Annotated in this window: 15 protein-coding genes and 1 pseudogene; 9 read left to right on the top strand and 7 right to left on the bottom strand. The window is 69.2% G+C overall.

Annotation, left to right across the window (positions count from 1 at the left end):
• Positions 1-191 precede the first annotated feature (191 nt).
• A complete protein-coding gene (locus LHU95_RS09695; protein WP_248711158.1) occupies positions 192-1,136 on the bottom strand; it encodes a LysR family transcriptional regulator in 945 nt (314 codons plus the stop codon).
• A gap of 102 nt (positions 1,137-1,238) precedes the next feature.
• On the opposite strand from LHU95_RS09695, the gene LHU95_RS09690 reads away from it, so the two are divergent.
• Both LHU95_RS09690 and LHU95_RS09685 read left to right on the top strand, forming a co-directional pair.
• Positions 1,239-2,222 carry a tripartite tricarboxylate transporter substrate binding protein gene (locus LHU95_RS09690; RefSeq protein WP_248711157.1) on the top strand — a complete coding sequence of 328 codons (984 nt, stop codon included), beginning with the start codon at positions 1,239-1,241 and terminating at the stop codon, positions 2,220-2,222.
• A gap of 338 nt (positions 2,223-2,560) precedes the next feature.
• Positions 2,561-2,848, top strand: coding sequence for a hypothetical protein (locus LHU95_RS09685; RefSeq protein ID WP_248711156.1), 288 nt, complete (start codon positions 2,561-2,563; stop codon positions 2,846-2,848).
• Here LHU95_RS09685 and LHU95_RS09680 read toward each other — a convergent pair.
• From LHU95_RS09680 to LHU95_RS09660, 5 genes are read right to left on the bottom strand one after another with little or no spacing between them, the layout of a single operon-like run.
• On the bottom strand, positions 2,845-3,528 hold the full coding sequence (locus tag LHU95_RS09680) for a hypothetical protein (protein WP_248711155.1): 684 nt from the start codon (positions 3,526-3,528) through the stop codon (positions 2,845-2,847). The two genes, LHU95_RS09685 and LHU95_RS09680, sit on opposite strands and share 4 nt — an antisense overlap.
• A 24-nt stretch (positions 3,529-3,552) precedes the next feature.
• Positions 3,553-4,056, bottom strand: a complete 504-nt coding sequence (locus LHU95_RS09675) for a hypothetical protein (RefSeq protein ID WP_248711154.1) — start codon at positions 4,054-4,056, stop codon at positions 3,553-3,555.
• A 20-nt stretch (positions 4,057-4,076) separates the two neighbouring features.
• The gene (locus LHU95_RS09670) at positions 4,077-5,261 is read right to left on the bottom strand and encodes a hypothetical protein (protein ID WP_248711153.1); all 1,185 of its coding nucleotides are present in this window, start codon (positions 5,259-5,261) and stop codon (positions 4,077-4,079) included.
• A 37-nt stretch (positions 5,262-5,298) separates the two neighbouring features.
• Positions 5,299-6,570: a hypothetical protein gene (locus LHU95_RS09665; protein WP_248711152.1), complete on the bottom strand. Its 1,272-nt coding sequence runs from the start codon at positions 6,568-6,570 to the stop codon at positions 5,299-5,301.
• Between the two features lie 21 nt (positions 6,571-6,591).
• On the bottom strand, positions 6,592-8,448 hold the full coding sequence (locus tag LHU95_RS09660; protein ID WP_248711151.1) for a serine protease: 1,857 nt from the start codon (positions 8,446-8,448) through the stop codon (positions 6,592-6,594).
• A 143-nt stretch (positions 8,449-8,591) separates the two neighbouring features.
• On the opposite strand from LHU95_RS09660, the gene LHU95_RS09655 reads away from it, so the two are divergent.
• The 7 genes from LHU95_RS09655 to LHU95_RS09625 are packed head-to-tail and all read left to right on the top strand — an operon-like array spanning position 8,592 to position 20,825.
• On the top strand, positions 8,592-11,555 hold the full coding sequence (locus tag LHU95_RS09655; protein WP_248711150.1) for a virulence factor SrfB: 2,964 nt from the start codon (positions 8,592-8,594) through the stop codon (positions 11,553-11,555).
• 25 nt (positions 11,556-11,580) lie between these two features.
• Positions 11,581-14,220, top strand: coding sequence for a virulence factor SrfC family protein (locus LHU95_RS09650; protein WP_248711149.1), 2,640 nt, complete (start codon positions 11,581-11,583; stop codon positions 14,218-14,220).
• A gap of 22 nt (positions 14,221-14,242) precedes the next feature.
• Positions 14,243-15,280, top strand: a complete 1,038-nt coding sequence (locus LHU95_RS09645; RefSeq protein ID WP_248711148.1) for a hypothetical protein — start codon at positions 14,243-14,245, stop codon at positions 15,278-15,280.
• Positions 15,280-17,220, top strand: a complete 1,941-nt coding sequence (locus tag LHU95_RS09640) for a vWA domain-containing protein (protein ID WP_248711147.1) — start codon at positions 15,280-15,282, stop codon at positions 17,218-17,220. Before LHU95_RS09645 ends, LHU95_RS09640 begins: the two co-directional genes overlap by 1 nt.
• The gene (locus tag LHU95_RS09635) at positions 17,220-17,924 is read left to right on the top strand and encodes an ATP-binding cassette domain-containing protein (protein WP_248711146.1); all 705 of its coding nucleotides are present in this window, start codon (positions 17,220-17,222) and stop codon (positions 17,922-17,924) included. Before LHU95_RS09640 ends, LHU95_RS09635 begins: the two co-directional genes overlap by 1 nt.
• Positions 17,921-19,126 carry an FtsX-like permease family protein gene (locus LHU95_RS09630; RefSeq protein WP_248711145.1) on the top strand — a complete coding sequence of 402 codons (1,206 nt, stop codon included), beginning with the start codon at positions 17,921-17,923 and terminating at the stop codon, positions 19,124-19,126. The genes LHU95_RS09635 and LHU95_RS09630 overlap by 4 nt, the downstream gene beginning before the upstream one ends.
• Positions 19,119-20,825 carry an SUMF1/EgtB/PvdO family nonheme iron enzyme gene (locus tag LHU95_RS09625; protein WP_248711144.1) on the top strand — a complete coding sequence of 569 codons (1,707 nt, stop codon included), beginning with the start codon at positions 19,119-19,121 and terminating at the stop codon, positions 20,823-20,825. The genes LHU95_RS09630 and LHU95_RS09625 overlap by 8 nt, the downstream gene beginning before the upstream one ends.
• Positions 20,826-20,874: 49 nt before the next feature.
• Here the strand turns inward: LHU95_RS09625 and LHU95_RS09620 are convergent.
• Positions 20,875-21,177, bottom strand: a pseudogene (locus LHU95_RS09620) (IS3 family transposase); the annotation flags it as partial.
• Positions 21,178-21,200: the final 23 nt, after the last annotated feature.

Below are 21,200 nucleotides of genomic sequence, written 5' to 3'. Positions count from 1 at the left end.
TTCCCGGTCAGCCGCCAGCAATGTTCCGGGCCATCCGGAAGCAGCTTTTCGGGCTCGTCGGGGCCCTCTCGCTGATCCTGACCTCGATGCCGGTTGTCTAGCCTCCCGCGCCGCACGCCTCAGCACCGCGGAATCCTTCAGCATGACGTTTCCATGAGAAGTGAGCATGTGAGGAACTTCGGTGTGCTACGTCAGGGGCCGCCGTCCCCCAGCGTCGCCACCACCGCCCGCGCCTCATCGATGAACAATTGCGCCAGCGGCGTCAGCGTGCGGTGCCGCAGCGTCGCGATGACCGTCGGCAGGTGCCAGGGCTGAATGGCGATCGGCAGTATCCGCAGCCAATGTGGTCGTGGCGCCAACATCACTGTGGAATGCGGGATCACCGTGATGAACCGCCCGGTCGCCAGCAGGCTTAGGCGCATGGGCAAGGAGTCGCTGATCATGATCGTTTCGGGCAGCGCCGCACCGGCGGCGGCGAAGGCCACGGCCATCGATCCGCCGGGCGCGACCTCGGCCGGGGCCAGGATCCAGCTTTCATGGACCAGGTCCGCCAGTGACACGCGCCGCCGCCGCGCCCAGGCGCTGGTCGCGCCGCAGGTGACCAGCAGCCGGTCGTGCATCAGCGGTTCAAACGCCACATCCGGATCCGGGTCCTTCGTCGCGGGGCGGATGACGAAGACATCCACCCGGCGTTCCCGCAACAGGTCCATGCGCAGGTGCACGCCGCCGCGCTCGGTATAGAAGCGCATCCGTGGATAGCGGGCGGAGAGCCGCGCGATACTGGCCGCGACGATGCCACCCGCCGTCACCTCGGTGGTGCCGATGCGCAGCAGGCCGGCATTCGGATCGGCCAGTTCGGCGATTTCCTGCACGCTGTGACGCAACTCGTCGAACACGGCGATGCCGCGGCGCAGCAGCACCTCGCCATAGGGTGTCGGCAGGGAGCCGGTGGCGGTGCGGTCGAACAGTCGGACGCCCAGCACCGCCTCCAGGCCGGCGATGGTCTTGCTGATCACCGGGCGCGAAATAGCGAGCCGATCGGCGGCCTGGGCCATGGAGCCGGCTTCGGCCACCGTCATGAAGATGTGCAGGTCGCGGGGGGTCAGCCGGCGGCCGACGCGGTCGGTCCATGGCATAGGGGGTATCCTTGCGGCTAACAGGAAGTCGGAAACAAGAACTACCGGTTAACACGGGTGAGGGTCCAGGTTCGGTTTGCCCAACCCAGGATCGCATCTGCCATGACCCCGGCTTGCCTGACCCGCCGTGCCACCCTTGCCCTGCTCGCCGCCGCGGCCGTCGCCCGTCCCGGCCAGGCGGCACCGGCGTTGGACCGCCCTGTGCGCCTGGTGACCGGCGCAGGCCCCGGCAGCGGCACGGACTCGGTCGCGCGCCTGCTGGCACAACATCTGTCCGGGGACTATGCGCCGCAGGTGCTGGTCGAAAACCGCACCGGCGCGGTGACCCGCCTGGCGCTCGAGCATGTGAAGGCGGCCGCCCCCGATGGCGCCACCTTCATGTACCTGCCGATGCCGGTGCTGAGCCTGTTCCCGCACGTCTATCCCAGGACCACGCGCTATGACCCGCTGGCGGACTTCGCGCCCGTCGCGACGGTCGGCACGCTACCTTACGGGCTGATGGTCCGGGCGGATCACCCGGCGCCGGACCTGGCGGGATTGCTGGACGCTATGCGGGCCCGCGGCAATGCGACCTGCTATGCGCAACTCGGCACACCGCAGCACATGCTGGCGCTGACGCTGGCGCGGCAGGCAGGTCTGGCGCTGACGGTCGTGCCGTACAGCAATGGGTATGCCGTCGCGCTAACTGATCTGCTGGCCGGGCGCATCGACATGGTGTTCAGCCATCTGGCCGATGTCGCGGCGCCGTCGCGCGACGGGCGGGGGCGGCTGCTGGCTGTTACTACCCCCGAGCGCCTGGCCGCCTTTCCGACCATCGCGACCTTCGCTCAGTCTGGCTTTGCCGAACTGACCGCCGATGAGGCAGTCTGCATCGTCCTGCCCGCACGCACCCCGCCTGTGCTGGTCGCGGCACTGCACGCGGCGGTGTCGCGTGCGGTCGCGGCGGAGCCGGTGCGGGAGCGCCTGGCGCGGCTGGAGATCACCCCGGGCGTGCTGTCGCCGGAGGCAACCGCCGCACGTCTGCGGGCGGATTTCGCGGCGTGGGGACCGGTCGTGGCAGCCAGCGGGTTCACCGCCGAAGGGTGAGGGCTTGTCCCGGCGAGACTGCCACGGTGGCAGGGGCCGCGGTCCGCGCATCCTGCGCACCGCCCGTTCCAGGCCCCAGACTTGGCAGATGCGGGCTATCAGGCCGTACGGGATGTTCATCGCGCCGCCAGGCGCCCCCTACCCATGGCCAAGGAGCTCTCACCCCCAGAGAAGGTTGGATTCCGCTTTCCATCGCTTCAGGGAAAGTTGCTCTCCATCCCCGAGCCGCCCCGTGGTCAAGGCGCGGTCTCCTTCAGAATTCGACAACATATTCGCCACTCTCCTCGACAGCTGGCACCAAGCCTCAACGCCTCTCGCTGGACGAGGCCAAGCGCCGCTTGGTCGACGTCACCGAGGCCAATGCCGCGCTTGATGAGATCGGCAGCACGATGCGTGACGCGCTGCTGAACTGGCCCGCCCGCCTCTCCGGCCTGATCGCGGCCGAGATCAGCGTCGACGAGCAGTTATTCGCAAAGCTCAAGCATCTGAAGCGCTCCGCCAGCCGCGAATGGTCGAGACGACCTAACGAAATATCGGCGCCCTCCTCGATTTCGTTGGTCCAACCGAATGCACCAACTACCGCGTCAACTCAGGCAATGCTGCCGTCTCAACACGGCATGCTCTAGGCTGCCGGAACGCGCGCCAGGCGGTTCTCCAGCTGATCCGCCGAACGCTGGATCGAATTCGCGGAATGCCGCGCTTTCCCCTCCTCCGAGCGCAGCTGCGGCGCGGTCTTCGCGCTGTCGGCCAACCGGTTCACGAACTCCTGCGCACCGCTCTGTTCCTGGCGCATAAGATCCACATCCGCTTGCATGGAACGCGCCTGAGCACTCAGGGCGCTCGCGGAAATCTGCCCCCGCCGAACCTGGTTCTCCAGGAAGTCCAGCCGGCGGATATTGTCGGCCGCGAGTTCATTCGCCGCCTGGGCGGAGCGTTGCAGTTCCAGCGCGCGCGCCTGGGCATCCGCGATGCGGTCCTGCAGCGGCATTTCCTGGTTTTCGAAGGCAAGGTTGCGGTTCGCCACGAGGGCGCCAGCCAGCAAGCCACCCAGCGCGCCGGCACCCGCGCCGATCAGGGCGGCGGTGCCCCGGTTGCGGCCACCCACGGCGGCACCCAGCGCGGCCCCCCCCGCGGCGCCCACCAGCGCGCCCGTCGCCACCGTCGCGTTCCAGCGGCCCGCCTGCTGCCGCATGGCGTTTTGCTGTGGCGAGAGGCTCGGATCATAGGCGTTGGATGCGCAGCCCACGAGGCTCAGGCCTGCCATCATGGCCAGCATTGCCGCGCGGATCGGTCTGGATAAGGTCACGCCTGCCTCCCTGGCCTCATGGCCTCACATCGCGCCGAAGCGGCGCACTTCGTCATTCAACGCGCGCGAGCGCTCCTCGACGCGCTGGATCTCTTCGGTGCTGACGCGGGCAGCAGCGGCCCGGCGTTCCCGTTCCAGCGCGTTCAATTCCTGCTCAAGGCGGTTTGCTTCCGTCGCACGCGGCGTCCCGGCTTGCAATTCGCGCCGCAGCCGCGCCATCGTCGCGCGGTTCCGCGCGATGTCCCGCTGCACCGCGGCCAGGCGCTGCTCGGCAGCACTCACCTGGCGGCTGGACAAGCTGGCCGTCTCGGCCGCGCTTTCCTGACGGCGCTGGGCGAGGCGGGCCTCCAGCTCGGATTGCTGGGCCGTGGCCTCCAGGCGCTGGACATTGCGCATATCCGCCCCCGTCACCGCCGCGCCGATGCCGGTGAAAAACCCGCGCTGGTCGGCGTTCTGCCCCTCGACCGCGCAGCCGGCCAACGGCAGGGCCAGCATGGCGGCCAGGACCCTATGAGGCGGTGCAAACATGCGACTGATCATGTTCCGCATCACCGCGCCGGGCAATCAAGACTGTAGCGCCAGATCGTGCTGGCAGATCCGGGGCGGCCCACAACGCGGACTTCCACCACGTAATCCTCCGCCGTGCCGTTCGCGCGTGGATTCCAGTCGAAGCTGAAGGCGCCATAACCGGACTGGAACCCGTCCGAGGAGCCCAGTCGGCGGCCGCGATGCAGCACCTCGAAGCTATCAGGCTCCATGCGCGCGTCGTATTTCAGCACCACGCGGCCGCGGTTCGGGCCGAGATAGTGCCTGGTGACGGTAACGCCCTGGCCGCCGCTGTTGGTTTCCTCATTGCAGGCCGCCGCATTGGCCGGCCGCTGCGGCGGCGGCCGCTCCGGGGGCGGCCGCTCTGGGGGCGGAGGCGGCGTTGGCGGAGGCGTTGACGGGCGGGGCGGCGGTTCACGCGGCGGCGGCGGTGGCTCGCGCTGGGGGGGCGGCGCGACTTCACGCAGGGGACATTGGGTCTGGCGCTGCGCCACATCCCCCAGCAGGCGGGCGATCTCGGCGCGCAGCGTCTGTTCCCGCTCGCGCTCCTGCTCCAGCCGCAGCAGGGCGGTGACGTCGGCTTCTTCGATCTGGCACACCCGCTCGGTGTGACCGAAGAGGATCGGCGTGGCGACCGCGCCCAGTGCCCCAAGCCCCGCCAGTCCCACAGCCCCCAGCGCCAGGGCCAGAAGCGGCAGCCGCGTGCCATGCTGCGCGGGTTGGCCGTCATCCAGCGGTCGCAGCAGCCCTGCCCCCTGCGGCTGGTTGCTGGGGGAGAGGCCCCAGCCCGCGAGCACGGGTCGCCCGTCCTGGGCGAAGACATGCTCGAAGGAGGGCACTTCCAGCGCCCCCGCCACCAGGGCGGGAAGCCCACCATGGGCGGGCGGATCCGAATGCGCTGCGACCTCCGCCACACGGCGCAGCAGGCTCGCCAAGCGCCCTATCTCGGCGCGCAATCGCCGCCGGCCTTCCGCGTCCAGCTGGTCGAAGCGGGCGATGCGGCCCATCGGGGCCAGGAACGCGTAGCCCTCGGGCGTCTCCTGCACGGCCGCGAAAAGCCTGGCCGTCTCCGCCCCCGCATGCGTGGCCAGCATGCCCGAAAGAGTGGCCAGCGCCGTGGCGTGCGGCACGCCCGGCGGCAGCAGGGAAAGGTAGGTGGCGGCCGGGAACTGGCTCAGCTGCTGCATGGCGCGCCCCCGGCCCGGTTCATGGCCCCTTGCCTTTTCATGGCACAGTGAAAGTGGTGACGGTCACGCTCTGACCCGTCGCCACACTGCCCGAGAAGCTTTCATCCGGCCGTCCCTCGCGCCGCAGCGTGACACGCCAGGGCGAGACGCGCGGACCGCCCGCATGCGTCCCGTAATGGGTGACCACGATGCGGTAGGTGCCCGGCGGCGGGTCCCGCTCGAAGACGATATTCTCCACTGGCCGGTTGGTGGGCGAGCCGCCGGCATTGCGGTCCACATCCAGCGTGCCGCCGCAGGCCTGCCTCCGGCCATAGAAGATGCGGCTCTGGCCATCCGGGCAGATGATCGAGAGATCGAGGTCATTCACGTCATCCCAGCCCAGGATGACCTGGATGCGGCCGGTGCGTGCCCCTTCCTCTCGTGCCCGCTCGGCATCCCGGTTGGGTCTCGATGCAGGCGGTTCCGCGGGCGTGGCTGGCGGCGGCACGGGGGGGCGCTGGGGTTCCGGCGCACGCTGTATGGGCGGGCAAGCGAGCCGGCGGGTAGCCAGGCGCTGCATCTCGCGCAGGATCTCCTGCCGAAGCTGCCCCTCGCGCTCCTGCTCGACGCGCAGGCGCTCGGCCAGTTCGATGTCACCGGGGGCAATGACGCATTGCTGCGGCGGCGTGTTGAACCAGCCAAAGGGATCACGCCAGAGCAGCAACAGAAGCAAGAGCAGCAGGAGCAAGGCCAGCAACAGCGCCGCGATGGCAGCCCAGGGCCGGCGCAGCGCCTCGGCCGCTGGCGGGCCGACGATCTCCATATTGCCTGAGCCAACCATGCCCGGCGCTCGGCTCAGCTGGCCCAGCAGCAATTCCGGGGCGGGGGCGGTGTTGACTGCGGCATGCCCCCAAGCGACCAGCACCGGCTGCCCGCCAATGACGCGCACGCTGCCGGCTGATGGGGTGATGAGGGCGAGGGCCAGCAACTCGGCCAGCAGCTTGTCCGCATCACGCCGGCTCGCGCGCAGCTTCGCGATTTCGCCGTTCACGCCCTCGACCAGGCGGGTCAGCGTGTCGCGCGCCGCCTGCCGGGCAGGCTCGGGCATCTCCTCCAGCAGGGCCGGGGTGCCCGCCGCTTCGGAATACCAGTCGGTGACGCCGCGATCCTGGTCCGGCTGTGGTTCGGCGAGCAGGGCGGCGTGCTGCGGGCTCAGGCTTTGCCGCAAATGCCCTGCGAGCTGCTGCCAGACCTGCGTCGCGATCTGCCCGCCGGTCGCCAGCGGCTGCAAATCCGCATTGCCAGTTGTGGCGATCAGTGAGGCTTCCATGCCGCGCGCGTCCCGCGCCCGCTACCTGGGCCCGGCCGAAGCCGGTGGTATCGCAGCCGGGGGTGTCGCAGCCGGGGGTGCCGCAGCCGGGGGTGCCGCAGCCGGGGGTGCCGCGGCCGGCGGTATCGGGGCGGGCGGAGCTGGCGCGGCCGGGGTGGCGGCAGGCGGCTGGAAGGGCAAGCCCGGCAGGGCCGGCTGGCACGCGCCATCACGCACATCCGCGGCCACGCCATTCTGTTGCAGCCAGGCCAGAAGGCTATCGGTCTTCTGGGCGTATTTCACCCGGTCCGCCACCGCCGTGGCCCGGCTGATGAAGGTGTTGATGCCCACGACGCGGCCGCACAGATCCACCAGCGGCCCACCGCTGTTGCCGGGCGACATGTCGGCCGTATGCGGCATGATCGTGTAGTTGTTGCCGAGCGTCTGGAAGGTGCTGATGGTTCCGCGCGTCAGCACGATTTCGGGCGGCGTCTGCAGGCGTCCCTGGCGCAGCTCCTGCATGCCCTGCTCCACCTGTACGACCGAGGCGGGGTAGCCCGCCGCGACCACATCGGTCAGGCGTTCGGCGGTGCGGGTGAAGCCGAGCGGCTGCGCGCCCGGCACCGGCTGGTCAAGTTTCAGCACGGCCAGATCAAGCTCGCCGGGTTCCACCGCGCCGCCGCCCGCGCCACGGGTTCGTGCCACGATCCGCGCGGGAATCACCCGGCCGATGCTGGCGGAAGTGATGAAGACCTGCGCGGGATCAGCGCCTTCCACCACGTGCGAATTGGTCACGATGGTATCGCCCGAGACGAAGAAGCCCGTGCCATGCCCGACGCCACGCTGGCCGGACGTCACCACCATGACCACGCCCCGCTCCAGCAATTGCGCCAGCGAGCCGTTGAAAGGCTGCGGCGCCTGGCCCTGCTGCTGCGGCACGGGCTGGGGCACCGCCTCGGGCTGGATGCGCTGCCGCTCGGGCGCGGGCGGCAGGCTGAGCGGGCCTTCGGCGGCGCAGACCTCGGGCTGGGCTGCGGCGCGGCGGGCGCGCTCCAACTCGGCCTCCAGCGCGCGGTTGCTCTCCTGCTGGAGGCGGATCGCCTCATTCGTCGCGCGCTCATCCAGGAGGGAGACGGTGCTGGGCTGGCGCGCAACCTCCCGCGACATGTGCAGAAAGGCGAGCCAGGCGCCGAGCAGCAAGAAAATCGCGCCCACCGCGACCAGCAGCGGCACCAGCCAGAGGGCGGAGGTCGCGGGGCGCGGCTTTGGCGGCACCGCAATGCCGCTGGCCCCCACCGGTGCGGCAATGGGCGCCGCGGCAGGCCGTGGGGAAGCGACAGCCGTTGGGCGGGCAGAGGCGGCGGGCGGTGGCGGCGGCGCGGTGAGCGGGCGACCGGAAAGCCAGCCCTCGCCCGCAGTGGCCAGGGCGGGGCTGAAGCGCGCAAACACAGCCCGCACCCGATCCGTGATGGCCGCCTCATCCTGCGGTCCACCGGCAGGGACCATGCCCCAGCCCACGATCACCACGCCATCATCCAGCGCGTAAAGCCCGTCATCAATGCCGACGCAGAGGGCCCGGCGCAGCAGGGGGCCGGCGGTGGGATGGTCCAGCGCTGGCAGCAACTCGGTCAGGCGGGCGCGGAGTACGGCCTCGGCCTCGGCCCGGCGCGTGGGGGAGAGGCTGGTGAAACGCTGCGGATCGCCCGAGCCCTCGGCGTAAAGGCTGACGGCGCTGCTGCCGACAACGGGCTCGGCAAACATTCGCGCGGCGGCACCGGCGCGCAACTCGTTGAGGATGACGACCAGTTCGCCATGCAGCCGGATGACCGGCGTGCCACCCAGATTGACGGGTTCCGCAGCCGAGAATTCGACCTTGCCGATGAACAGCGGTTCCGCCATGGCCACCCCCAACCCTTATCGCAGAGTATTTCCGCTTTCATGAAGCTGCCAAGGGGGGCAGCCCCGTTGATCGCCGTAGGCCTTGAATCCACAGGGACCGTCGGGCACCATGCAATATTATACAGATCACAGGGCGATGTTTGATGCAGGTGCTGCCGCGTATCGTCAGCCTGGTGCCACAGAGCGGCGTGCAATTCATCGATATTCGCTTCACCCTTGAAAAGCTGCCACGTATTCTGCGCAGCTTCTGGGAAAGGCCGATGCCGGCGGGCACCGAGGCAGAAGCCCCCAACCTCGTGAACCTGCGGGTTCTGACCGAGGCGAATGACGCGCTGATCGACGCGGAATCCGGCGTCACCCCGCCCGAGGAGGAAACCTACAATATCGGCCGGAACCAGGCGCTGGAGCCCTATCTGGACCGCTGGGTGCCGCTGCCCGTGCTGCGCATCGCCACCGTGATGGCCGGCGGGCAGGAAGTGTATGACAAGGGCCCCACGAACTGGGCGCGCATCCGCATCGTCCCGCTGCCCGCGCCGGACCATGATGGCCATACGCACCATGCCGTGGTCGCCTTCGACACGGCGTTGCGTGCGCGTGAGGAGGCCCGCCCCTACACCGCCATCTCACCCGATGACAGTCGCGGCGCCGGCGAATTCGTGCTGGTGGCGAAGCGCGACGCCAATGCCTGGTTCATGAACGAAGCCTGGATGGCGCAATGGCTGGAGGAGATGCAGCGCGAGATGCGCGTGGCCCGGTCCGGCCCGCGCGGCGCCGCCGTGCCGGAGGGCCGGGCGTGTGAGCATTGGGCGCGCTACATCACCTTCCTCGAGATCCTCAGCGAGGCCAATCTTCTGCCGCGGATCAAGCTTGTGGACGTCGTCTCCGAGGTGAAGCCCTACGAGCCGATCAACGTGGACCTGGTGCTGGATATCGGCAATTCGCGCACCTGCGGCATTTTGATCGAGGATCGGCGGGAAACGCAGATCAACCTCAACAACAGCTATCCGCTCAAGCTGCGCGATCTCGGCCAGCCGCATCTGAGCTACGCGCAGGCCTTTGAAAGCCGCGTCGAGTTCAGCCGGGCCACCTTCGGCAAGGACACGCTCAGCCGGCGTTCGGGGCGTGGCAATGCCTTCCAATGGCTGGCACCGGTGCGCGTCGGCACCGAGGCGATGCGCCTCGCCGCCCTCTCGCGCGGCAATGAGGGGGCCACGGGGCTCTCCTCGCCCAAGCGCTATCTGTGGGATGAGCGGCCGACATCGCAGGTCTGGCGCTGGAACGGCATGGGCAGCGACGGCACGACGAGCGAGCCGCCGGTCAGCGGCAGCCTGATGACGCTGGTCTCCGAGGAGGGCGAGGTGCTGCGCGGCACACGGCGCCGGCGTGGTGGCGTGCTCAGCCCCGCGATGCGGGCGCTGTTCAGCCGCTCCTCCATGATGACCTTCCTGCTGGCCGAATTGCTCATGCAGGCGCAAAGCCAGATCAACGCGGTGGACACCCGCTACGCCACGAAATTCGCCGATGTGCCGCGCCGCCTGCGCCGCATCCTGCTGACCATGCCGCCCGCCATGCCGCTGGTGGAGCAGGGCATTTTCCGTGACCGGGTGGAGGCCGCCGTGCGTCTTGCCTGGGACATGCTGGGCTGGAGCCAGGCGGGCATCGCAGCGCCGATCGAGCCACGCGTGATCGCGAACCTGGATGAGGCGACGGCCACGCAGCTGGTCTTCCTCTACACCGAATCCACGGAGCGGCTGCGCGCCAGCCCTGGCACTTTCTTCACGCTCACCGGACGCCTGCGCGAGAAATACGGCCGCGAACCCTCCTTGCGCGTCGCCAGCATCGATATCGGCGGCGGCACGACGGACCTCATGATCTGCACCTACACCACGCGCGAGGGGCAGGAGGTGGAGCCGCACCAGAATTTCCGCGAGGGCTTCCGCATCGCGGGCGATGAGGTGCTGCAGGAGGTGATCCAGAGCATCGTCCTGCCGCAGATCGAGCAGGCGCTGCGCACGGCCGGGCTGCCCAATGCGAAGGCGCTGCTGCAGGAGGTCTTCGGCGGCGACAAGGGCGCGCAAAGTGAGGCCGAACGCCATCTGCGCCGGCAGCTGGTGAGCCAGGTGCTGGAGCGGTTGGGCCTCGCCGTGCTGCACGCCTATGAGCGGAGCGAGGGGCGCGCCAATCATGAGGTGATGCGCCGCAGCGTCGGTGAGATCCTGGCCGGGCATGAGGTGAAGGCGCCGGTGCATTACCTGGAGCAGCGGATCGCGCGCTTGGGCCTGGCCGATTTCAGCCTGGCGGGGGTCGAGATCACGGCCTTCTCCGGCAAGGTGGATGCTGTGGTGCAAAGCGCCGTGGGACAGGTGCTGGCGGATCTGTGCGAAGCGGTCCACGCCTTTGATTGCGACTGGCTGCTGCTCTCCGGCCGGCCCTCGCGGCTGCGCGCCGTCGAGGATATCGTGCGCGCCAAGATGCCGGTGCCGCCGCATCGCATCGTCGCCATGAACGGGTATCAGGCGGGCGGCTGGTATCCGTTTCGCGATCCCGCGGGCCGCGTGGAGGACCCCAAGACGACGGCGGCGGTCGGCGCCATGCTCTGCGCGCTGGCGGAAGGGCGGCTCGAGGGTTTCCTTCTGCGCTCCAGCAAGCTCGCGATGAAATCCACCGCGCGGTATTTCGGGCGGCTGGAACTCAGCGGGCAGATGCTGCGGCAGAATGTCCTGCTGGAGGACCCGGACCGCCTGCCCGGCAAGGGCAGTGACGGCCAGGAGATCAGCTTCACCATGGAATTCCGCGCGCCCACTTTCCTGGGCTTCCGGCAATTGGACCTGGAGCGGTGGAACGCCTCGCGCCTCTACATCCTCGAATACGCCAATCCTGACGATGTGCCGCGTCTCTCGCTGCCGCTCACGCTCAAGATCCGCCGTGCCGATATCTCCGAGGATGCGGGTGCCAAGGCCGAGGCGCTGCGCGAGGATTTCCAGATCGAGGAAATCCTCGATGCCGGCGGTGCCCCGCAGCGAACCAGCACGGTGCGCCTGCGGTTGCAGACCGAGAAGCAGGAGGCTGGCTATTGGCGGGACACCGGCGCGCTTTCCCTTCAGTGAACTTTACCCGGGCTGAAAGATTCGCATGACCGACACCCCAGCGACGGACGCCGAGAACGAGACCCTGGCCCGCGCCTGCGAGGCGGTGGCCGATGCCGCCAGTGCCGGCGTCGAATGGGTCGGCCTCGCGGCAACCGAAGTGCGTGAGGAAGGCCCCGCCATGGCGCGGGAGTTGCGGCGCGGGGCCATTCGCGCGCGCAAGCTGGCTGAAGCCGCGCGGCGGCCCATGTGCGTCTCCGTCTTCGGGCCGAGCCAATCGGGCAAGAGCTACCTGATCTCGGCGCTGGCGCGGAAGGAGCAGCGCCCGGCCAAGGTGATCTTCGCCGGTCAGGAACTCGACATCGTGCGCGACATCAACCCCGAGGGCGGCAAGGAGGCTACGGGCCTGGTCACCCGGTTCTCCATACGGCCGACGCCCTCCTTGCCCGGGCTGCCGGTGGCGATGCGCCTGCTCTCGCAGACCGATATCGTGCGCATCATCGCCAATGCCTTCATGGAGGATTTCAACCGCGACACGGTGGTGCCCCTGACGCGCGAGCAGGTGGAGGCGGTGATGGGCCGCCTGCGCGGCAAGGCGCGGCCGGCGCCCGTGGATGTGCTGACCGAAGACGACATGCAGGAATTGTTCGAGTATTTCGAACGCTACTTCCGCAACCACCCGACGCATGTGGCCCTCACCCCCGCGCCCTGGCGCGAGATGGAGAGCCTCGCCCCGCGCCTGCCCATCGCCGAACGCGCGGAGCTGTTCGGGCTTTTGTGGAACAACGTGCCGGAGCTGACGCAGCTTTGCGCGCGCCTCATGACCGCGCTTGCGGAACTCGACTTCGCGGGCGAAGCCTTCTGCGCGCTCGATGCCATGGTGCCCAAGGCCCGCAGCGTGATTGACGTGGCGACCTTGTTCAATTTGGGCAAGGACGAGAGTGACCGTGTCGCGATCGGCACGCGCTCCGGCCGGCGCGCTCAGATGGCGCGGCCCGTCATCACCGCCATCGTCGCCGAACTGCAGTTGCAGCTGGCCGAGAAGCCCTTCGACTTCTTCGACCACACTGATCTGCTGGATTTCCCGGGCGCTCGCTCGCGGGAGCGATATGACGGGCGCGATGCGGAGAAGACGGCAGCGGCGAACCTCTACCACCTCTTCATCCGCGGCAAGGTGGCCTATCTTTACCAGCGCTATTTGGCCGAGCAGGAACTCACCTCCATGCTGCTCTGCCTGGGCGACAGCAACCAGGAGGTTCGCACGCTGCCCGCCATGGTGAAGGACTGGATTGACGGCACGCATGGCGCGACGGCCGAGGCGCGATCCGCCCATGCCGATCCGGCGCTGTTCCTGGTCTTCACCAAATTCGACAAGGAATTCGTGGCCAAGGCCGGCGCCGATGATGACAATGTGGAGCGCTGGTCCACGCGCCTCGACACCACCATCAAGAGCTTCCTCGCCCTCGATTATGACTGGCCCTACCAATGGAAGCCAGGGCAGCCCTTCAACAACACCTTCTGGCTGCGCAATCCAAACGCCTATGACGAGGGGCTGCTGGATTACGCGGCGCCCGACGCCGACAGGAACCGGCGCGAAATCGCCTTCCGCAGTCAGCCGCGCCTTGCCATGCTGCGCGCGCGCTTCCTGGAAAATGTCGAGGTGCGCCGCTTCTTCGCGGATCCGGCCATGGCCTGGGATGAGGCGATGACGCTGAATGACGGAGGCCTCGGCTACATCGCTCGCCGGCTGCGCCCGGTCTGCAACCCCGAGACGAAGCGCCGGCAGGTTCGCGCGCTGCTTGCCAGCCAGGCACAGGGCCTCGCTGGCAGCCTGCGTCCCTATTATGTTTCGAGCGACTTAGAAGCGGAGTTGCAGAAGCGCCTGGGGGAGGCGCGCACCGTGGTGGCGGTCCTCAACGAAACCGCCCGCCGGCAGGCCTTCGGCCTTTTCCTGCACGAGATGCAGGTCAATGCGGACCGCCTGGCCGAGGTATTTCGCGCGCGGCAATTGAACGTCTCCGATCTTCCCTCGGCCGTCGCCGGCCCGGTCGGCACCACGCTCGATGTGGCCGATCTGGATGACGAACTGGCCGATATCTTCGGCGATACGCCGACCCCCAAACCCGCCCCGCGCGAGCAGGCGCGCGACCTGGCCGAGGTCTTCGCTGAAGCGGCCCTCGCGCATTGGCATGAGGGGCTGCACGCACTGGCTTCGCGAGAGGATCTGGAACCGCTCTTTGGCCTGACACGCGAGGCGCTGGCGAGCCTGACGGGGCAACTGGGCGCCGCCTCGCGCCGGGTCGGTCTGCGCGCGCGCATCGCCCAGGCGATCCGTGGCAGCGCCTCCTACCATGAGAAGGTGGGAGAAAGACTGCTCAAGCCTGTCATGATCGCCGAGCGCATGATCAATGATTTCGTCTATTGGCTCGACATGGATAAGCTCAAGCCCGAGGCGCGGCCCACCGCCGGGCGCCCCACGCCGCGCCCGGTCTTCACCCGCCCGCCAGCGGCCGAGCAATGGCCCGACCTCGCTGAGCGCGCGCAGCCCTTTGAGCGTGATTTCTACGTGGACTGGGCGGTAAGCTATCGCCGCCTGGTCGAAGAAAACGCGCGCGTGGCGAGCGGCATGGTCGGCGATGTTGCGCTGAATGAAAAGCTGGGGCGCATTCTGGCGGCGCTGCGCTGATGGTTCCGGGGGAACAGACTTCATGGCGTTGAGTGCGAGGGCGGAGCCGGATGGGAGCAGGTCCCTGGGCCATGCCCGGCTCATCCTGGGCGGGGTGAGTGCCGCCGCCGCCACCAGCGGCTACCGCATCCGGCGCGAGGGGTACCAGACCAGCAACCTCGGCCAGCGCGGCTGGCAGGTCAGCGAGGAGGTGCTGCGACCCGTCGCCATCGAAGAGCAGGGTGGCGAGGCGGTGCTGATTCTTGGTCCCCGCATGACGCGACACATGGAGCCTGGCCCCGTCCATCTGATCCTGCCAGGCTTGGGGGAAACCGGGCTCTTCTGGCCCGAGACGATCGAGGTCTTCGACGGCGAATTGCCGCCCGATCCCGTCATTCCGCAGGAGCCACCTGAGCGGCTGGTGACGCCGCGCCCGGCGCAGCCCGCCGATGACGCCACGGTGATCCTGCGTCCTGCGCCACCGCAGCCCATCCCGGCAGAGAGCGTGCCGGCCGCTGCCCCTCGCAAGCTGCCCGTGGTTCTCATGGGCATGCTGCTTCTCCTCGTGGTGGCCGCTGGCGTCGCGTGGTGGATGTGGCCCGTGGAAGACCCAGCGGCACCTCCGCCGCCGCCGCTGGTGGTCACTCCTGTGCCCAGTGCCCCGCCGCCGCCGGCCCCACTGCAGCCGCAGGCCGCCATCTGGCCGGATGGCACGGATGATCTCTCGCCGCGCGATGTGGTCGGCCGGGCGAACGATGCGGCCGCCATCTTCGCCGTGGCAATGCGGCGCCAGGCGGCAGGGCACTTCGACGACGCGCTGGTGCTGATGGAGGAAGCCGCGGCACGACGCCACGCGCCTGCCATGACCGCATTGGGCCGCCTGTATGACCCGATCGGTTTCGTCCCTGGCCGCCCCTTCCGCACGCCCGACCCGCGCGCGGCCGCCCGGCAATATGCCGAAGCCGAACGCGCTGGCGACGCAACCGCGGCGCCGCTGCGCGTCGCGCTTCGCGCCTGGCTCCAACAGCAAGCCGATGGCGGAAATGCTTCGGCCACGACCACCCTCAGGGAGTTCTGGTGATGCGCCTCGGCGCCCTGCTTCTCGCCTTGGGGTTGTTGTGCCTTCCTCAGGCCGAGGCGCAGCAGCGCCCCGCCCTGCCCCAGGCCACTCGTGCGCCGCTCACCATCGAGGGCCGCACTGCGCTGTTTCAGCGCGTCATCACGCGGCCAGGTGCGGGCATTTACGAGCGTGCCGACACCAATGCCCGCCGCCGCGATATTCCCGCCTTCAGCGTCTTCTACGTTTATGCCAGGCAGGGCGGCGCCGACGGCTGGCTGGAGGTGGGTGAGGCGATGGATGGCCGCAGCACGGGCTGGCTGCGCGCCGAACGCGCCATTGACTGGCGCCACAACCTCGTCGCTGCCTTCACCCCGCGTGAGCGGCGCGAGCGCGCGATGTTCTTCCGTGACGCGGCACTGCCCGAGCAGATCTGGCTCGATACGCGCGGTGGCGCGGCCCGTGCCCAGGTGCTGCGCGGGGCGGCCGAGCGCAACGAGGATGGCCCGGTCATCGCGCTGGAGCCCGAGGCCTTCGTGGATATCACGCGGCAATTCTATCTGCTGCCCATTCTCAGCGCCCGTCGTATCGAGAACGAGGCCGGCCATGAAGCGCGGCTGCTGGAGGTGATCTCCGCCCCCGCCCATGCGCCGCGCACCCCGATGGCGAACCCTGATGCACTCCGGAACTACCGCGGCGCCGTGGTCTTCGTGATTGATACGACGATCAGCATGGCGCCCTATATCGACCGCACGCGGGAGGCGGTGCGCCGCGCCGTGGGCCGCATCCAGGACACCGCCGTGCGTGAGAATTTCCGCTTCGGCATGGTCGCCTATCGCGACAATATGGGCGGCAATCCGAACCTCGAATACGTCACCCAACTCGTCAGCGCGCCCGATTTCACGGCCAGCCCCGATGCGGTGCTGGAACGCCTTGCCATCGTGCGGGAAGCCACGGCCAGCAATCAGGGCTTTGACGAGGACGCCATCGCCGGCATCAAGACCGCGCTTGATGAGGTGAATTGGAGCGGCTTTGGCGGGCGCTTCCTGATCCTCATCACCGATGCCGGCACGCGCGATGGCAATGACCCGCTGGCGGCCACGGGCCTGGGCATCCCGGAAATCCGCATCCTTGCAAATAGCGAGGCGCGGCAGGTGGCGATGATCGCCGTCCATCTGCGCACGCCCGAAGGCCGCAACAACCATGCCCGGGCGGAGCGGCAGTATCGCGAGCTCACGCAACGGCCGGATGGCAATGCACTCTACTACCCCGTGCCCAATGGTGACGTGCAGCAATTCGGCGAGACGGTGGACGCCTTGAGCGATTGGGTGCTGGGCCAGGTGGCGGCGGTCACCGGCCGCGCCATCGGCGGCATCCGCCCGCCCGTGAACGAAGCGCAGCGCCGCATGGCGGAGCAGCTGGAAAGCGTGGGCAACGCCATGCGCCTCGCCTATCTGGGGCGGGTGCAGGAACAGGCGGCGCCCGATGTGGTGCGCAGCTTCGTGCTGGACCGCGATATCGTGCACCAGGAGCCCGGCTTCGCGCCGATTGATGTGCGCGTGCTGCTCACGCGCAATCAACTTTCGGACCTGCGCGACACGGTGCGCGCCATTCTTCAGGCCCAGGCGGGCACGCGCCTCAGCCCCGAGGATTTCTTCAGCCGCGTGCGCGGCGCGGCGGCCGCCACCATCCGCGATCCGCGCCGGCTGGGTGAGTTCCAGCGGCTGGGCGGTGTCTTCGCCGAGTTCCTCCAGGATCTGCCCTATACCAGCGAGATCGCCGATATCAGCCAGCAGCAATGGATGGATAGCGGCCCAGCCGCGCGCTCGCAGATCGCCAACAACCTGGAGCGCAAGCTGGCGCTGTATGAGGCGATCAACGCCATGCCGGTCTGGGTCAATCTCGATGGCAGCCGCAACCCCAATGAAGCGGTCTATCCCGTGCCGCTCGATGCGCTGCCCTGATGCCGGTCGCGCTCAGCCTGGAGGGCGTGCGCGCGGGGCATCGGGGCTTTGTGCTGGAGATCGCGGCGCTGACGCTGCATCGCGGTGAGGCGGTGGCGCTGCACGGGCCTTCGGGCGCCGGAAAATCCACCCTGCTGGACCTGCTGGCCCTGGCCCGCGCGCCGGAGGCCGCCCACTCCTTCATGCTGATGCCGCGCGAGGCGGCGCCACTCGATCTGCGGGCGCTCTGGGCCGCGGGGGAGGACGGCGCCATCACCGATGCCCGCGCGCGGCATTATGGCTATGTGCTGCAACAGGGCGGGTTGCTGCCCTTTCTCGATGTGCGGGCGAATATCGAGATGCCGCTCGCGCTGCTCGGACGCAGCGCGGTGGGGCGGGTGAGAGCGCTGGCGGTGCGGCTGGAGATCAAGGATCTGCTGCACCGCATGCCGGCCACACTTTCAGTCGGTCAGCGGCAGCGCGTGGCCATTGCCCGGGCTCTGGTGCATATGCCCGATATCGTGCTGGCCGATGAGCCGACGGCGAGCGTGCATCCCGGCATGGCCGATACGGTGATGGCCCTGCTGCGCGAGGAAGCCAGCGCGGCTGGTGCCGCGCTACTGCTGGCCACGCATGATCCGGAGCGCGCAGCGCGCCAGGGGTTCCGGCTGTTGCAACTGATCCCCGACCCCGGTGGCGCCGCGCGCTCGGTGCTGCCCGCATGACGCGCTGGCGCCTTGTCTTGCGCCTTGCCCTGCAGGACCTGCTGCATGAGCGCCGGCTGGCCATCTGCTCCTTCATCGGCTTGGCCGCGGTGCTCTTGCCGCTGATCCTGCTCTTCGCCCTCAAGCATGGCGTGATGCAGGGGCTCCGGGAGGATCTGATCGAAAATGCCCGCAGCCGCATGGTGGTAAACCAGGCCAACCGTGCCTTTCCCGAGAGCTTCATCGAACAGCTTTCCGCCCGGCCGGATGTCGCCTTTGCCATCGGCCGGATCCGCTCGCTCAACGCCGATGCCCGCTTCCTTACGGCGTCCCGCCCGGCCGAGCCCGTGCTGGCCGAGCTTTGGGCCACCGGCCCCGGCGACCCCTTGCTCGGCGGTGCGCAACCGCGCGAGCCGCGCGATGTGGTCTTCTCCGTGGCCATGGCCGCGCGCAGCGGGGCGCAGCCGGGGGAGGCGGTGACGCTGCGCGCCACTCGCGTCGGCGGCGACGGTCGGCGTGAGGTGCTGAACCTGCCCATGCGCCTTGTGGCCATCGCGCCCGCCTATGCGCTGGACCGGCCCGCGGCCTTTGTGGAGATGCGCGTGCTCCGGCTGGTGGATGGTTTCCTCAACGGCGAAGTCGCGGCCAGCGCGCAGCCGGAGGCCATGCCGGCCGGCGCAGCCGCGCCCTACGCGGGTTTTCGCGCCCATGCCCGCCGGCTGGAGGATGTTCCGCGCCTGGATGCCGAACTCCGCGCCGCAGGCGTGGATGTCGAGACCCGTGCCGTGGAAGTGGCCAGCCTGCTCAACCTCGACCGCAGCCTGGGGCTGCTCTTTGCGCTGATCGCGGGCATGGGCGGGACGGGCTATCTGCTCTCGCTCGCCGTTGGCCTCTACGCCAATGTCGAGCGCAAGCAGCGCCAGCTTTCGCAACTCCGGCTGCTCGGGCTGCGCCGGGGAGAGGTGGTGCTGCTGCCGCTGCTTCAGGCCGTGGCGGTCGGCATGGTGGGGACGGGGCTGGCGGCGGTTGTGGCGGTTGGCGTTGTCCAACTCATCAATGGGCTGAATCTGGCGGGGGCAGGCCACAGGGCGGTGGCCGTGATCCAGCTTTGGCATCTGGCGGCGGCTCTGGCTGCAACCTTGCTGGGGGCCGCACTGGCGGCGAGCTTCGCGGCGTTTCGGGCAGGGCGCGTCGCGCCGGCCGAAGGGATCCGCGATGCCTAGATGGCTTCCCCTGGCGCCGCTGCTCTGCGCCCTTGCCCTGCCGGCCCAGGCACAGATGCCAGAGATCACCTGGCCGGACGCTGCCTGGAACCCCCGACCTGCCGCGGGGGATCTGCTGCTGCCGCTGCCCTGTGGCGGAGGCATCGCCTTTCGCCGCGTGGACACGCCCGCGGCCGCCTCCGCGCTGGCTGATCGCGCGGCCAGCCTTGGCAACCCGGACCCGCAAACCGATTACAGTGAGTTCCTGCGTCAGGCCTATCTCGTCGGCCCCTTCCAGGATGCCGGCCGGCCCGGCAGCCAGCACTACTTCATCGCCAAATACGAGGTGACCGCGGATCAATTCACCGCGGTCATGGCGGAGACCTGCCCGGAGCTGCCCTCCGGCCCCGCCGGGCGCGTGCCCCGCGCCCAGGTGAGTTGGCAGGAGGCGCTCGGCTTCACGCTCCGCGCCAGCGCCTGGCTTGCACAGCACGCCCGCGCGCGGCTGCCGGAACCCGAGGCGCGCGCCATTCCCTTCCTCCGCCTGCCGACCGAGGATGAATGGGAATTCTCGGCCCGCGGCGGCAGCGCTGTGCCCGATGCGGATTTCACTGGCAGGCTCTATCCCATGGAGGGCGGCCTCGCCCGGCACGCCTGGTTCCAGGGGCAACGCTCCGCCAATGGCCGGGCGCAGGCCATTGGCCGACTGGAGCCCAATCCGCTGGGGCTGCATGACATGCTGGGCAATGTTGCGGAATGGGCGCTGGGCCCCTATCGCCTCAACCGGGTTGGGCGCCCACACGGCCTGGCGGGCGGCAATGTCGCGCGCGGTGGGGATTTCCGGACGCCGGAGGCCGCGTTGCGCAGCGCCATGCGCGTGGAATACGCCCCCCTGAACCCGACCAGCTTCGAACCCCTCAGGCTAGACAATGTTGGCTTGCGTCCCGTGCTGACGCGCGTTGCGATAGCAGATGACAATGCGCCGGCCGCCCTGCGCAGCGCCTTCAGCGAGGAGACGCGCCAAAGCGAGACCATGGCGGATGATCCCGCCCGGCTGATCCAGGCCCTGCGGGGCGACATGCCCGAAGGCCCCCTGCGCTCAGGCCTCACGCGGATCGAGGCGACCCTGCAATCGGATCGCCGCGCGCGCACCGACCAAGAAAGCCTGGCGATTCGTGCCCAGATGGAAGCGGCCGGCCATATCGCGCGCCAGATCATGGCGGCCGAGGCGCGCCGGGCCATCAACAGCGCGCAGGTGGAGCGGTTGACCAATGTGGCCCGCAACCAGGGCGTCATCGCGGCCGAGCAGTCACGCCTTGCCTCCGCCACGCAGGGCGCGCTGCAATCCCGGCTGACCGCGCAGGAGCGTGACATGCGGACGCTGCGGAGCGATCTGGAAAGTGCCGCCGCCGCGCTGACGGCCGCCATTGGCCAGGCGCCGGCGCAGATGCGGGACCTGGCCGATGGCTATATCCGGATCATCCGAGCGCTCGGCTCCGCCTTTCCCGCCCCGCGCCTCGCGGAGGAGGCGGGCTTGGTGACGCGAGAGAACGCACAGCGCCCGCAACCGCTCTGGTTGCCCGAGGCGCAGGCGATTGCCCTGCGGCATGTCAACGCGGCTGCGGCCGGACGCGCCCCTGACCGGGACCGGGTGGTGGAGGAATTGCAGGCCGAGGCCAATCGTCTGATGAACGCGTCAGTCCCGAGCCGCCCACGCTGAGTTCTGTCCAGTGAACCGCCCCGGGTTCGCCGGAGGCTGATTGTTTGGGTCACACCGCCAGGAGCAGGTTCCCCCGGGCGCCGTAGCAGAGTGCTTCGGCCTCGGCCGGCGGGATATTGCTGATCGGCTCCAAGTCACCGCCGATGGCTGAACCAGCCCACCCCTTCGAGGGTGGCGAATTCCACCGCCTCGAGCGAGCGCCTCGGGCCACGCCGGTGGATGACTTCGGCCTTGCAGAGGCCGTTGATGCTCTCGGCCAAGGCGGTGTCACGCTGCCGCCGCTGCTGCCGACGGAAGGCTCCATGCAGGCCTGGGCGAGGCGTTCGGTGTCGTGGATGGAGACGTACTGGGTGGGTTCAACTGGACGTCGCAATA

The sequence above is a fragment of the Sediminicoccus sp. KRV36 genome (genome assembly GCF_023243115.1).
Lineage (GTDB): Bacteria > Pseudomonadota > Alphaproteobacteria > Acetobacterales > Acetobacteraceae > Roseococcus.
The sequence above is the reverse complement of the archived record's forward strand: the minus strand, read 5'-3'. Positions and strand labels throughout refer to the sequence as shown.